Genomic DNA, 13,153 nt, shown 5'->3' with positions numbered 1-13,153 from the left:
AAAAACAAAAAACATAGCGAGAGGCAGATGAGCATTTTCTTTCGCACTTTGGGATTGCTTCTGATCTTAGGAAGCTGTTCGACGCGGTATGGCGACGCGCCACGCAACCTAGATAACGCTTGTTCCATCCTGGACGAGCGTCCGAGATACGAGCGCGCATTCAAACGGGTGGAGCGTGATTGGGGCGTGCCTATGCCCATTCTCATGGCGATCATCTATCAAGAGAGTAAGTTCATCTCTGATAACCGTCCGCCCCATCGGTACGTTTTGGGTGTGATTCCGACCGGACGCCAGTCTTCTGCCTTAGGCTACAGTCAGGCGTTGAATGGCACATGGGCCGAGTATCAGCGTGAAGAAGGCGGGCGCGGAGCGGACCGGACCGATATTTTCGACGCTGCCGACTTTATGGGCTGGTATATGAACCTCACGGTCGAAGAAACCGGAGTTGCGCTGAACGACACACGCAATCAATACCTCGCCTATCATGATGGCCGTGCAGGGTTTAATCGCGGAACTTGGCGTTCGAAGCGCTGGCTGATCCGGATCGCGAGCGAGGTCGAAGCCCGCGCCGTTCTCTACGACACACAGCTGCGCAGGTGCGGGAAGATTTAGAACCCGCGCTTGTTCATCTCGTTCAGGATGTTGAACTGAATATCCCCAACGGCCCCGCCGCTTTCGAGATCGTTCAGAATGACAGTGGTTTCGGCACCAATATCATCTGTGACGATCCATTGGCGAAGCTCAATAGGGTCTGCCGTGAACACCAGTTGGATGTTCCCCAGCTGAGGGTTGTCGGGGTCTTGGGCGCGAACAGTCGTCGTTGTTCCATCCGATGTGTGCCCTGTCACCATATTGGTGCGCGTTAAATCAACGTTCTGTTCAAGAATGATGTTGAGCGGGGTTTGGTTCAGTGGGAAACGCTCAGGAGGCACGTTTGAACGTGGGTCAAATATCGCAACTTGACCGCCGCCTGCCATAACGAGGCTATCATCAGGTGGGTTGTATTCGAAGCGGATGCGACCCGGGCGTTTGATGTAGATTTGACCTGTGGACAGCGTGCCGTCGCCGTTGATTTGGGTAAATCCGCCTTCTGCTGTCTGGAGCCGGTTCAAATAGTTCGAAATCTCAGCCAACGAAAGCTGCTGCGCGCTGGCTGGTGTTGCCAATGCCAGCGCTGCGGCACCTGCTAAAAATCCACGTCGAAACATCATTGCACCTATCCGTTGCTTGAGCTCACTTTGCCCGTGCTTGATATGGGGACACAACAGCCGTTTCGCCATTGCTAAGCGATAGCAGGCCAATGTTTGCGTATAGCGTGCGTTTGATCGGCCTGAGGAGAGCAGAAAGGTACGACATAGCGTGCAGATTTACTAAAGGGACTGGCCGAAGAATTGATCCGGCATATCAATCACGTCGCACAACCAGACCGTTCCGTATGATTTCCACTTTCATGGGTCAATTCGCGGGTTATAACAGTTCGGTCAAGATGGAAGCGAGACATGAACCGATACCCACGCGATATGATCGGCTATGGTGCCAACCCGCCTGATCCGAAATGGCCCAACGGGGCGAAAATCGCCATTCAGATCGTTCTGAACTACGAAGAAGGTGGTGAGAACAACATTCTGCATGGCGATGCTTCGTCGGAGGCTTTTTTGTCCGAGATCGTCGGTGCTGCGGCGTGGGAAGGCCAACGCCATTGGAACATGGAAAGCATCTATGAATATGGCAGCCGCGCGGGGTTCTGGCGGTTGCATCGGCTACTGAAAGGCCTGCCGATCACGGTTTACGGGGTCGCAACGGCCCTCGCTCGCTCGCCCGAGCAAGTTGCGGCGATGAAGGCCGCGCCTTGGGAAATCGCCAGCCACGGGCTGAAGTGGATCGAATACAAAGATCACTCCGAAGAGGACGAGCGCGCCGATATGAAAGAGGCCATTCGGCTGCATACCGAAGTCGTCGGAGAAGCGCCGCGCGGGTGGTACACGGGTCGCTGTTCGGTTAACACCGTGCGCTTGGCGGCAGAAACGGGGCAGTTCGCCTATGTCGCCGATAGCTATGCCGATGATCTACCTTATTGGATGGAATTCGGGCGGCGGGATCAGTTGATCGTGCCTTATACGCTCGATTGTAACGATATGCGGTTTGCGACGCCGCAGGGGTTTAACTCGGGGACGCAGTTTTTTGATTACCTCAAAGCCTCCTTTGATGCGCTTTATCGTGAGGGGTTGGAAGGTGCGCCAAAGATGATGTCGGTGGGTCTGCACTGCCGACTGATCGGGCGGCCCGGGCGGGTTGAGGCGCTGCGGCAGTTTATTGAGTACGCGCAGAGCTATGACGACGTGTGGTTCGCAACGCGGGAACAGATCGCGGAGCATTGGGCCACCGTGAACCCGCACAAACATCGGGTGCGGCCATCGGAGATGTCCAAGTCGATGTTTGTGGACACCTATGGTGGGATTTTCGAGCATTCCGCTTGGATTGCGGAACGAGCTTTTGATGGTGAGTTGGGGTTCGTTCATGACACATCGGCAGGGATGCACAATGCTTTGGCGCGGGTGTTCCGATCAGCAAGTGACGAAGAACGCTTGGGCGTCTTGGTCGCGCATCCCGATTTGGCAGGGAAATTGGCAGCGGCGAAGCGGCTGACGGCTGAGTCCACGTCGGAACAGGCCTCTGCCGGATTGGATGCGTTGACCGACGAAGAACGCGACACGTTTGAGAAAGCGAATACGGCCTATACCGCCAAGTTCGGGTTTCCGTTCATCATCGCCGTGCGAGATCACGACAAAGCGTCGATCCTCAAGCAGTTTGAGACGCGGTTGCAGAATGACCGCGACGCGGAATTTGCGACAGCCTGTCGGCAAGTTGAGCGGATCGCAGAGTTTCGGTTGATGGATATTTTGCCGTGACGGAGATTGTCGCTCAACCGATGTCGATAGAGGCGTTCGCGCTTTTCGGTGATGTGATCGATTGCGCGGGTGATCCGGATAAGATCATCAATCAGGGCAAATGCGGGCGCTATCACGATCGGGCGGTGATGGACTTTTCCGACGGCCATGCAGGGATCAGCCTGTTTCGAGCAGAGCCGCGCAGCTTTCCCTACACATTGGAATTGCTGGAACGGCACCCCTATGGGTCACAGGCCTTTGTGCCGATGTCAGAGCATGGGTTTCTGGTGATCGTGGCCCCTGATGTGGGTGGCAAACCGGGGACACCTTTAGCGTTTCTGACGGAACCCGGGCAGGCGATCAATTTCCATCGCGGGACATGGCACGGGGTTCTGACGCCGCTTCACGCGCCGGGGCTTTTTGCGGTTGTGGATCGGATCGGGGACGGGGCCAATTTAGAAGAGGTTTGGCTGGACCAACCCGTGACCATCACCGCGCCACCATCCTGAGCGCCATATCAATCATCCGCGCCGAGAAGCCCCATTCGTTGTCATACCACCCAAAGATACGCACGTGCCGTGGCGTGGTGACGATGGTTTCCGGCGTTGCCACGATCAAAGACTCAGGACGCGCGCGCAGGTCGGTTGAAACCAGCGGTAGGTCTGTGGTGCCGATCAGGTTCGGATCAGCCTTTCGGATTAGATCGTTCAGTTGATCGATGCTCACGTCCGCATTTAGCGTCGCCGTAAGATCAACAGCAGACACGCTGGCAGTAGGCACGCGCACGGCGGCACCGGTCAGGCGGCCCTTGAGTTCGGGAAGGACTTCTAAGACACGGCTCGTGGCGCTGGTGTTTGTGGGCACCATAGACATCGCACCTGCACGGCTGCGCGCCATATCGCCACGCGGGGCGTCGATCATCGGTTGGCTGCTGGTATAGCAGTGGATCGTGGTCATATGCGCGGCCTCTAGGCCAAGGCTATCGTCCAAGATATTGACGATTGGGGCCAGCGCATTGGTGGTACAAGATGCGTTTGAGACGATCTGCGCATCGCCAAGGGCGTTGTCATTTGCGCCCATGACAACGGTGATGTCGGCAGCGTCGGTTGGGCCGGAGATCAGCACTTGTGCAGCGCCTGCCTTCAGCCCGCGTTCCGCGACGTCGCGCGTTTTCGCGTGGCCGGCACATTCGAGGATAATGTCGATCCCGTTCAGATCGGTCTGGCTAAGATTAGGATCATTGGTGAAAGCGATGCGTGCGTCGCCAATGACCAGCGCGTCGCCCTCTGCCGTAACTGGTTCAGGGTAGACGCCAAAGACGCTGTCGTGGGCAAAAAGGTACGCGCAAAGCTCAGCAGTTGCGATGTCATTGATCAGCGCAACTTCGATGCCAGCGTCTTTGCGCGTGGTTAGGAGTTGGCGCAGAACTGTGCGGCCGATGCGGCCGAAGCCGTTGATAGCAACGCGTGTCATGGACAGAGGTCCAACGGCATGTGGCGGTTAACGTCTTTGTAGAGCAGATAGCGGAAAGGGCCGTCGCCTGTCGCGACACAGGCTTGAGGGCAGAAGGCACGAAGCCACATGTAATCCCCCGGACCGACCTCCACCCAATCTTGGTTCAATCGATATTTAGCGGTGCCTTCAAGAACGTAGAGGCCGTGCTCCATCACATGGGTTTCCATGAAGGGAATGCAGCCATCAGGGAGAAAGTTCACGATGTTGACGTGCATGTCATGGCGCAGGTCTTCGGGTTCGACAAAGCGGGAGGTTGACCATTTGCCGTCTGTCTCCGGCATTTCGATCACCGTGGCGTTGTCGTCATGCGTGATGAAAGGCTGCGGCAGGGCGACGCCGTCAGCCGCTTGATAGGCTTTGCGGATCCAATGGAACGTTGCGGGCACGTCAGAGATATTGCGGAACGTCCAATCTGCGCCTGCGGGAATGTAGACATATGACCCTGCCGTAAGGCTATGCGCCTGGCCCATGAGAGTGATCTCGGCGGCGCCTGCGACGACAAAGAGAACAGACTGAGCCTTTGGATTGTCATCGGGACGGGTGCTGCCGCCTCCAGGGCCAACCTCGGTGATGTAATGGCTGAAGGTTTCGGAAAAGCCCGTCATCGGGCGGGCGATGATCCAAGCGCGGGTGTTTTTCCAATGGGGTAAAAAGCTGGTCACGATATCGCGCATCGTGTCGGCAGGGATGAAGGCGTAGCTTTCTGTGAACACGGCACGCTCGTCCAAGGTTTTGGACTGAGGCGGGAGGCCGCCGGGGGGTGTGGCGTAGCGTGTCATTTAAGTCTTCCTTGTGCAGCACCATAAGGTTCGCGACCGGCCCGAGGGCGGGGTTGGTTTGTGAGTAGCCTGTCTTCAAATTGCGCCAGTTACAAGGGATTGCAACGTCGGAGTTTCGCGACCGCCCTGGGGGGAGGGTCGGTCGCGAACCAGTTCGCAAGCAATCCGCCGCCCTATCAAAACAAAACCGGCCCGCACCCCACGCACGGACCGGTTCATGCCACCTGAGGAGCGTGTAGCTGCTACTGCTCAGGGACGAGTATTTCGCGTTTGCCGACATGGTTGGCAGGAGAAACAAGGCCGGACTCTTCCATCTGCTCCACCAACCGAGCAGCCTTGTTGTAGCCGATGGCCAGTTTGCGCTGAATATAAGATGTCGAGCATTTGCGATCTTTGATCACAATCGCCACCGCCTGATCGTAAAGCGCATCTTCGCCGTTGGTATTGCCACCGAGGCCAAGAACAGCGTCTATGTCGCTTTCCTTATCTTCAGCAGGGCCATCGACAACGCCAGACATGTATTCTGGTGGGCCAAATGATTTCAGATGATTGACGATTTCCTCAACCTCTTCATCGGAACAGAAGGGCCCGTGAACACGGGTAATCTTGGACCCGCCTGCCATATAGAGCATGTCACCCATACCGAGCAGTTGCTCTGCCCCCATCTCGCCCAGAATGGTGCGACTGTCGATTTTGGAGGTCACTTGGAACGAAATCCGTGTCGGGAAGTTCGCCTTGATCGTGCCGGTAATGACGTCAACCGATGGGCGCTGTGTGGCCATGATCAGGTGGATACCAGAGGCACGGGCCATCTGGGCCAAGCGCTGAATACAGGCTTCGATTTCCTTGCCCGCGACCATCATAAGGTCGGCCATCTCATCCACGATGACGACGATATAGGGCAGAACCTCTGGCTTGAACTCTTCAGTTTCAAACACCGGATCGCCGGTTTCATCGTCAAAGCCGGTTTGAACCGTGCGGCTGAACATTTCGTTCTTGGAGAGCGCATCTTTCACGCGTCCGTTGTAGCCGTCGATGTTGCGGACGCCCATTTTGGACATCTTGCGGTAGCGTTCTTCCATCTCGCCCACGACCCATTTCAGAGCCACAACGGCCTTTTTAGGGTCTGTGACGACAGGCGACAGAAGGTGCGGAATGCCGTCATAGACACTCAGTTCCAACATCTTTGGATCGATCATGATCATCCGGCATTCTTCCGGCGTTAGCTTGTATAGCAATGACAGGATCATCGTGTTGATCGCTACGGATTTACCGGAACCCGTCGTACCTGCAATCAACAGGTGAGGCATCTTGGCAAGGTTCGCCACGATGGGCTCGCCACCGATATCTTTGCCTAGGGCAAGCGGCAGTTTCTGGTTGCCGTCGCCATAGTCGCGGTGGCTGAGGATTTCGCGCAAGACGACTTTCTCGCGGTTCTCATTCGGCAATTCGATCCCGATGACCGTGCGTCCTGGAACGGTGGAAACACGGGCAGACAGCGCAGACATGGAGCGCGCAATATCGTCCGATAGACCAATCACACGGGAAGCTTTAAGGCCTGGCGCGGGCTCAAGCTCATACATCGTAACAACGGGGCCTGGACGGACGGAGACGATTTCGCCTTTGACGCCGTAGTCATCCAGAACGCTTTCCAGCATCCGGGCGTTTTCTTCAAGCGCTTCGTCAGACAAGTGATGGCGTTGCACCATAGATGGGTTGGTCAGAAGGCTGAGCGGCGGATGTTCGTAGCCCGGATACTTGTCCTCAAACTGCAAAGAGGGCTGCTCTTCTGCCTTGGCGCGCTTTGACGGCTGCGGCTTTTTCGGCGTTGGCTGCACAACACGCGGCGCGGTTGGGGCGGCGCGTTCGGTTTCGAACAGGGGTTCGGCCACAAGAAGTGCGGCGTCTTCTATCTCTTCCGCTGACCGACGATAGATCGGCGCGGTTGGTGTTGCAGCGGGGGTGTCGATGACGGTTTCGTCCTCGACCGCTTCGATCAGTTCAACCTCTTGCGGCTGCGGATCAGTGTTCAGCAGCAGCGGCGTCGGGCCGCGACCTGCTGTCAGGCGAGGTTCGATGCGTGCAGTCGTCTGCGCCGGTGGCACCACACCACCCGCGCGGCTTTTGATCGCGTCGGAGATACGCGCGCTGATGCGGTCGCTGTCGGGGGCTTCGGCCTCAACAGCGGTATGCGTGTCAACCAGCTCTGGCTGCGGCATCGGTTCATTGCGCTTGAGCAATCCTGACAGGAAGCCGGTGGGCGCGGGTTGAGGAGTTTCAGCAACCGGTGTTGGTTCTTCGGTGTATTCACGGGTCGCACGCAGCACAGGCGGCATGTTGCGGCCATCACCGGGTGTAGTTGGCATGGCAGGGTTGGCGCGGACAACGGCAGCTGCGCGACGTTTTGCGTCTGGCAAGTCACCTTGCTCGACAACCTCTTCCTGAGCGTAGGCTGTTGCGAGCGCTTCTTTGTTCGCGCGACGTTCGGCGCGATGAGCTGCGAAGGTTGACCCAGCCCCTTTGGCAAGCGTCGCTGAGGTCGCAGCCCCTTTACCGATCATCCGCATCAGGAAATCATAGATAAGCACAGTGCCGAGGAAGACAAACCGCCCGCCGCTGCGCAATTCAGGACGTGTGAAGCCCAGCGCGAAGGCGGTCAGCGCAAGGGTCAAAAGGCCCAAAAGAACGGACATCAGCTTGACGGAAAGAATGGTGCCGAACGGAATAACGGTGAGAGCGACGGCTAGAACTGTGTCGCCAAACAAGCCGCCATAGCCAAAATTTGCAGGCCAATCGGCGGGAGGTGTCAAAGTCGCGGCATAAAGCGATGCGGCGGCCAGCGCAAAAGGCGTGTAGATCAGACGCCCAATCGCACGTTCTTCACCCCAATGCAGGACAAATCGCAGCCCCCACGCGATCATGGCCAAAGGTACGACCCAAATGCCTTTTCCAACGATCATCATAATAGGCGCTGCGGTTGCCGCGCCAAACATGCCCAACCAATTTTGGATTGGCGCATCGGTTGCGGACATCCAGCTTGGATCCTGCGCGGAGTACGTCGCGATCATTGCCGCGGCCAAAAGGCCGAGAACGATCAGCACCAGCCCCATCAGCTCTTTGCTGCGTTTTTCAATCGCAGCTTGGGTGGTGCTGTCCAGCAAGGGATCACGTTGACGCGTGGAATAGGATGCCATGTTACTTTTCCTCAACCATAAAGGCAGCTTCTGAGCAGGGTCAGCCCGCGCTGCACGTCTTCTTTTGGAGCGACCAAAGCCACTCGAATATAATTTCTGCCAGGATTGCCTTGGCCAACATCGCGACTGATATAGGCGCCCGGTAAGACCCGAACCCCAGTTTCGGCCCATAATTTGAGGGCCGAGGCTTCGCCGTCTTTCACAGGAAGCCATAGGAAGAACCCCGCGTCCGGACTTTGGTAGCCCGGTAGTTCGGCAAAGATGCGATCCGCAATTTCGAACTTTTCCGCGTAGAGCCTTCGGTTCTCCTCAACATGGGCTTCGTCTTGCCATGCAAGGGCCGATGCCGCCTGTACTGGTGCCGGAAGCGGGGAGCCTGCCCCTGCCCGTAACTGACGGATGCGCGCGATAGATTTTGGCCCACCGGCACAGAAACCGGACCGCAGGCCAGCCAGATTGGAACGCTTTGAAAGCGAGTGGAACACAACGACCCGCTCAGGATCGACGCCCATCTTATCCGCGACCTGCAATGCGCCCAACGGCGGTGTGTCACGGTAGATTTCCGAATAGCATTCGTCTGAGAAGACGATGAAGTCATGCTTTTCCGCTAAACCAAGCAAATGGGCCCAATAATCTTCATCCGCGACGGTCCCTTGTGGGTTCGCGGGGCTGCACATGTAGACGATTGCTGTACGGTCCAAAAGTTCTGGATCGATTGCGTGAAAATCTGGCAGATGCCCCGTGCTTTCGTCGGCAGGTAAATAAACAACCTCGGCCCCGACAGAGAAAGACGCCATCCCGTAGACGGGATAGAACGGGTTGGGCGACAAAATCGCGGGCGGATGACCGTTTTTGGTTTCAGGGCATAGGGCCATCGCGGCGTTATAAAGCCCTTCACGCGTCCCGCTGAGGGCCATCAGATTTTCATGCCCGAGCGCGACGTTATAGCGCCGCTTGATCCAAGCGGAAATTGCGTCAAGCAGCTCTGGAGTGCCGTTGTTGTTGGGGTAGCCACGCCATCCTGCGGCATTCTCGGCAAGGGCTGGTGCGATAAAGGCTGGGATGTCGTGCTTCGGTTCCCCAATGGTCATATTGATGACCTCTCCACCCGGTGGGGTAGAATCCAACAGACCACGAAGGCGTGGCCACGTTGCATCCGGTAGGTCTGCAAACCGCTCAGGAAAATTCATCTCTGCCTCAATCGCACGATCTTTTGCCGTGCATTTTTTTGCAGATTAGCCCGTGGTGGTTGGGCCTGTCCAGAATTGAGGGCGGGTTATTTTCGGGTCTGGGTGAGAATTGTGTCTTTTAGGACAATGCCTTCTCCGCCGCTGCAGCAATGCGGAGCAGTTTTTCTTCGCCACCATTTCGCCCATTCAACATGATCCCACAGGACGGAACTCCAGTGGGGAGGCTGATAGAACAGGTATCCGTCAAGTTGCCTACACGCGTATTACGCAACGCTAGAAGGTTCTTGGTGACGTAGTAGTCTTCATCTTCGAGCAGCCTTTGGACATTCGGCGGCAAGATCGGCGATGACGGCATAAGGATTGCGTCGAAATGGGCGGTGGCGGACGCAAACTCGCCCCGAATTTCGCGAAGGCGGGTCCAATGGGCGATATAATCTGAGGCAGCGACGTCCGCCCCGACGCGAACGCGGTCATAGATTTGCGAGAACATTTTGGCGGGATCAGCCAAGATACGATGCTTCCACCATGCCCATGCGTCCGCCGTGTAAAGCGGACCAGTCATGGCAAAGGCCTCGTTCAAAGCATCGAATTGAATATGTTCGACCTGCGCCCCCGCCGCTTGCAGGCGTTCCACAGCGGACTGAAATGCCGCGCGGGGTGCATCCTCGAGATCGTCCATCGCGATTGTGTCCAGGATGGCGAACCGTGCTCCGTCCAGTGTTGGTGCAGTAAGATCGGCGGGTTTTTGTCCTTCGAGGGCCGCAAGGATCAATGCGTTATCTTCGACAGAGCGGCAGAGCGGGCCAACTGTATCGAAGGTCAGGCAGAGCGGCAGGACACCATTCACAGACACCCGACCGTGGGTGGTTTTCAGGCCGGTCAGGTCATTCCAGGCCGATGGTATGCGCACCGATCCGCCTGTATCAGACCCTATTCCGGCAGCTGCGAGGCCGAAAGCAACCGATGCGGCAGCACCAGATGAAGAGCCTCCCGGCACGGCGTCTTCATCATTCACGCACGGCGGTGTCGCGGTCATCGGGTTTAAGCCAAGGCCAGAGAAGGCAATTTCCGAGAGGTGGGTTTTGCCGAGGCAAACCAAACCCGCAGCTGTGGCGTTTTGCAGAACTTCCGCATCTGTGTCTGGCACGCGGCCTTCGAGCAATGCTGTGCCTGCTTCGGTTGCCGTTCCTGCAGTGTCAAAAAGGTCTTTCCAAGAGATCGGCACCCCGTCCAATGGCCCGCGACGCATCCCGTTGGCGGCGCGTTCCGAAGCGGCTTTGGCCTCGGCCCGCGCGCGGTCATGGGTGACGCGGGCATAGATGCGATCCCGGTGCGGGTGCGCATCGATGGCGGCCAGATACGTCTCGGTCAGGGCGACCGGATCAATGTCCCCTGCGCCAATTCCACGGCCCAGATCCGCAGCTGTCATCCAACGCCAGTCTTCCATCTTTCGCCCCTCACTTCTGTTTGAGGGCACCGTAGCGGCAGCAAACCGCATGGACAATCGGATTGCGCTGCACATATAGCACCTTATGGACACGCATTCGGATATTCTGATTGTTGGCGGGGGGCTAAATGGCCCCGCTTTGGCATTGGCTTTGGGCAATGCTGGATTTTCGGTTCGGATCGTGGACAGTTTGCCAAAGGACGTGCGCGAAGATGCCGAATTTGATGGCCGCGCCTATGCCTTGGCCTTGGGGTCACAGCGGCTTTTGTCGGGTATCGGGGTTTGGCCGACCGTAGAACCGAATGCGCAGCCGATGTTGGAGATCAAGGTCACTGATGGGCGCGCTGGCGAGGGGCCGAGCCCGTGGATGATGCATTTTGACCATGCTGAAATTGACGAAGGGCCGATGGGCTATTTGGTGGAGGATCGGCACCTGCGACGCGCGTTTCTGAGTGCGATGGAGGATCATCCGAAGTTGGAGCATATCGCGCCTGCGACGGTCGTGGACCAAACGGCAGAGGCGGGTCGGATTTCAATCGCGCTTGCCGATGGCTCAACACTTTCAGCCAGCGTTCTGATCGGATCTGACGGGCGGTCCAGCGGGACGGCGCAGCGGGCTGGGATCAAGCGCACAGCTTGGGACTATGGGCAAACCGCCTTGGTCTGCGCTGCTGAGCACGCCAAGCCGCATGGTGGCATTGCGCATCAATTCTTTATGCCCGGCGGACCTTTGGCGATCTTGCCGCTGACGGGAAACCGCAGCGCGATTGTGTGGAGCGAAGATCGCGCGAAGGCGCATCATGTCGCGGCATTCGATGATGACGGTTTCTTGGATGCACTGCGGCCCGCGTTTGGAGATTTCCTTGGCGAGATCACCTTATGCGGTGAACGGTTCACCTACCCACTTGGCCTGTCGATTGCGACGAGCTTAGTCGCGGATCGCGTGGCTTTGATCGGTGATGCCGCGCATGGCATCCACCCGATTGCCGGACAAGGGTTGAACGCAGGTCTGCGAGATGTGGCGGCTTTAGTCGACGTGCTGATTGATGCCCGCAAACGGGGCGAGGACTTTGGCGGGGCGCAAGCACTCGCCCGCTACCAAAGCTGGCGCCAATTCGACACGACGAAGCTGGCGATGGCGACGGATGGGTTCAACCGTTTGTTTTCAAACGACAATCCGCTGCTGCGCGCCGCGCGAGATATTGGGATGGGTGTTATCAACGCCTCCCCCGCCCTACGTCGAGCCTTTATCCGAGAAGCGGCAGGGTTGAACGGCGATTTGCCTTCATTAATGGCGCGTTAATCGAGCTGACGCGCCTCATCCACCAGCATCACTGGGATACCATCGCGGAGCGGGAAGGCCAGATTGGCCGGCTTTGAGATCAGCTCTTGTTTATCTGCATCATAGCTCAGGCTCGCTTGGGTCTGCGGGCAGACCAGCGCCTCTAACATCTTGGGATCGAAAGACATCTCGCTCATTGCATCACCTCTTCGCCTGATCCCCCTCTCATCGCAAACTCGATAAGGGTCATCAAGGTCTCACGACGGGTGGTGAGCGATGGGGCTTCCAGCAAGGCTTGTTTGTCTTCGGCGTCAAAGGGGCAAAGCATGGACAGAGAGTTTATCAAAAGCTCATCTTCGGCTTCCTGCAAAGACTCCCAATCAGTTTTTAGCCCTTGGTCGTCAAAGTAGCGTTCCAGTGACGACAGGAATGACTTGCGGTCGAATTGAGTATCATGCTCGGTCGGGCCAAGGTCGCGGTCGAACCCTTCCCAATTCACTTTGCAGCGGCGGTAGGGGGTAAAGCCCTCGACCTCGTCCACGACGCGGAACCGCGAGATGCCCGAGAGGGTGATCATATAGCGGCCGTCTTCGGTTTCAGAGAACGCTGTTACCCGCCCCGCGCAGCCGATGCTGTGGAGCGAAGATTCCCCGTTTGGGCCGTCAAACGGTTGGATCATGCCAATCATCCGTGCAGGCGTTTTCAGACAATCGTCGAACATGGCAAGGTAGCGCGGTTCGAACAAATGCAGCGGCAGCCGTGACCGCGGCAGCAAAAGTGCGCCGGGCAGAGGGAAGATCGCAATGGTTTCGGGTAAGTCCTTGGCTTTGAACATATCAGGGAAGTAGCCCGACGCCG

12 protein-coding genes are annotated in these 13,153 nt (G+C 57.4%); 4 read left to right on the top strand and 8 right to left on the bottom strand.

Translation table 11 applies throughout. From position 1 onward, the window contains the following. Positions 1-27 precede the first annotated feature (27 nt). Positions 28-612, top strand: a complete 585-nt coding sequence (locus BUA85_RS12845) for a transglycosylase SLT domain-containing protein (protein WP_072901729.1) — start codon at positions 28-30, stop codon at positions 610-612. On the opposite strand, the gene BUA85_RS12840 is transcribed toward BUA85_RS12845, so the two are convergent. Further along, complete coding sequence (locus tag BUA85_RS12840; protein ID WP_072901907.1) at positions 609-1,208, bottom strand: LolA family protein; 600 nt, start codon at positions 1,206-1,208, stop codon at positions 609-611. The genes BUA85_RS12845 and BUA85_RS12840 overlap by 4 nt on opposite strands. Positions 1,209-1,499: 291 nt before the next feature. On the opposite strand from BUA85_RS12840, the gene puuE reads away from it, so the two are divergent. Together puuE and BUA85_RS12830 are read left to right on the top strand one after the other, a co-directional pair. Next, positions 1,500-2,909 carry an allantoinase PuuE gene (gene puuE / locus BUA85_RS12835; protein ID WP_072901728.1) on the top strand — a complete coding sequence of 470 codons (1,410 nt, stop codon included), beginning with the start codon at positions 1,500-1,502 and terminating at the stop codon, positions 2,907-2,909. After that, the gene (locus BUA85_RS12830) at positions 2,906-3,397 is read left to right on the top strand and encodes an ureidoglycolate lyase (protein ID WP_072901726.1); all 492 of its coding nucleotides are present in this window, start codon (positions 2,906-2,908) and stop codon (positions 3,395-3,397) included. The genes puuE and BUA85_RS12830 overlap by 4 nt, the downstream gene beginning before the upstream one ends. Here the strand turns inward: BUA85_RS12830 and BUA85_RS12825 are convergent. The 5 genes from BUA85_RS12825 to BUA85_RS12805 all read right to left on the bottom strand — a co-directional run bounded on the left by BUA85_RS12825 (position 3,378) and on the right by BUA85_RS12805 (position 11,013). Continuing rightward, positions 3,378-4,361: a type I glyceraldehyde-3-phosphate dehydrogenase gene (locus BUA85_RS12825; protein WP_072901724.1), complete on the bottom strand. Its 984-nt coding sequence runs from the start codon at positions 4,359-4,361 to the stop codon at positions 3,378-3,380. The genes BUA85_RS12830 and BUA85_RS12825 overlap by 20 nt on opposite strands. Next, on the bottom strand, positions 4,358-5,182 hold the full coding sequence (locus tag BUA85_RS12820) for a bifunctional allantoicase/(S)-ureidoglycine aminohydrolase (RefSeq protein WP_072901723.1): 825 nt from the start codon (positions 5,180-5,182) through the stop codon (positions 4,358-4,360). Before BUA85_RS12820 ends, BUA85_RS12825 begins: the two co-directional genes overlap by 4 nt. Positions 5,183-5,424: 242 nt before the next feature. After that, positions 5,425-8,376 (bottom strand): DNA translocase FtsK, encoded by a 2,952-nt coding sequence (locus BUA85_RS12815; RefSeq protein WP_072901721.1) that lies wholly within the window; start codon positions 8,374-8,376, stop codon positions 5,425-5,427. Between the two features lie 11 nt (positions 8,377-8,387). After that, entirely contained in the window at positions 8,388-9,566 is a 1,179-nt protein-coding gene (locus BUA85_RS12810) for an aminotransferase class I/II-fold pyridoxal phosphate-dependent enzyme (RefSeq protein ID WP_072901719.1), read from the bottom strand. A gap of 118 nt (positions 9,567-9,684) precedes the next feature. After that, positions 9,685-11,013: an amidase gene (locus BUA85_RS12805; protein WP_072901905.1), complete on the bottom strand. Its 1,329-nt coding sequence runs from the start codon at positions 11,011-11,013 to the stop codon at positions 9,685-9,687. A gap of 85 nt (positions 11,014-11,098) precedes the next feature. On the opposite strand from BUA85_RS12805, the gene BUA85_RS12800 reads away from it, so the two are divergent. Further along, a complete protein-coding gene (locus BUA85_RS12800; RefSeq protein ID WP_072901717.1) occupies positions 11,099-12,316 on the top strand; it encodes a UbiH/UbiF/VisC/COQ6 family ubiquinone biosynthesis hydroxylase in 1,218 nt (405 codons plus the stop codon). On the opposite strand, the gene BUA85_RS12795 is transcribed toward BUA85_RS12800, so the two are convergent. Both BUA85_RS12795 and BUA85_RS12790 read right to left on the bottom strand, forming a co-directional pair. After that, positions 12,313-12,492, bottom strand: coding sequence for a Trm112 family protein (locus BUA85_RS12795; RefSeq protein WP_072901715.1), 180 nt, complete (start codon positions 12,490-12,492; stop codon positions 12,313-12,315). The genes BUA85_RS12800 and BUA85_RS12795 overlap by 4 nt on opposite strands. After that, the gene (locus tag BUA85_RS12790; RefSeq protein WP_072901714.1) at positions 12,489-13,130 is read right to left on the bottom strand and encodes an LON peptidase substrate-binding domain-containing protein; all 642 of its coding nucleotides are present in this window, start codon (positions 13,128-13,130) and stop codon (positions 12,489-12,491) included. The genes BUA85_RS12795 and BUA85_RS12790 overlap by 4 nt, the downstream gene beginning before the upstream one ends. Positions 13,131-13,153: the final 23 nt, after the last annotated feature.

The organism is Cognatiyoonia sediminum (assembly GCF_900129845.1).
GTDB classification, from domain to species: domain Bacteria; phylum Pseudomonadota; class Alphaproteobacteria; order Rhodobacterales; family Rhodobacteraceae; genus Cognatiyoonia; species Cognatiyoonia sediminum.
This window is presented reverse-complemented; position numbering and strand designations above follow the sequence as displayed.

Excerpts from the sequence above, each read along its gene's own strand:
- BUA85_RS12805 (WP_072901905.1), bottom strand. The coding sequence starts at position 11,013 with ATGGAAGACTGGCGTTGGATGACAGCTGCGGATCTGGGCCGTGGAATT.
- BUA85_RS12810 (WP_072901719.1), bottom strand. The coding sequence starts at position 9,566 with ATGAATTTTCCTGAGCGGTTTGCAGACCTACCGGATGCAACGTGGCCA.
- BUA85_RS12845 (WP_072901729.1), top strand. The coding sequence starts at position 28 with ATGAGCATTTTCTTTCGCACTTTGGGATTGCTTCTGATCTTAGGAAGC.
- BUA85_RS12815 (WP_072901721.1), bottom strand. The coding sequence starts at position 8,376 with ATGGCATCCTATTCCACGCGTCAACGTGATCCCTTGCTGGACAGCACC.
- BUA85_RS12790 (WP_072901714.1), bottom strand. The coding sequence starts at position 13,130 with ATGTTCAAAGCCAAGGACTTACCCGAAACCATTGCGATCTTCCCTCTG.
- puuE (WP_072901728.1), top strand. The coding sequence starts at position 1,500 with ATGAACCGATACCCACGCGATATGATCGGCTATGGTGCCAACCCGCCT.
- BUA85_RS12825 (WP_072901724.1), bottom strand. The coding sequence starts at position 4,361 with ATGACACGCGTTGCTATCAACGGCTTCGGCCGCATCGGCCGCACAGTT.
- BUA85_RS12840 (WP_072901907.1), bottom strand. The coding sequence starts at position 1,208 with ATGTTTCGACGTGGATTTTTAGCAGGTGCCGCAGCGCTGGCATTGGCA.
- BUA85_RS12800 (WP_072901717.1), top strand. The coding sequence starts at position 11,099 with ATGGACACGCATTCGGATATTCTGATTGTTGGCGGGGGGCTAAATGGC.
- BUA85_RS12820 (WP_072901723.1), bottom strand. The coding sequence starts at position 5,182 with ATGACACGCTACGCCACACCCCCCGGCGGCCTCCCGCCTCAGTCCAAA.
- BUA85_RS12795 (WP_072901715.1), bottom strand. The coding sequence starts at position 12,492 with ATGAGCGAGATGTCTTTCGATCCCAAGATGTTAGAGGCGCTGGTCTGC.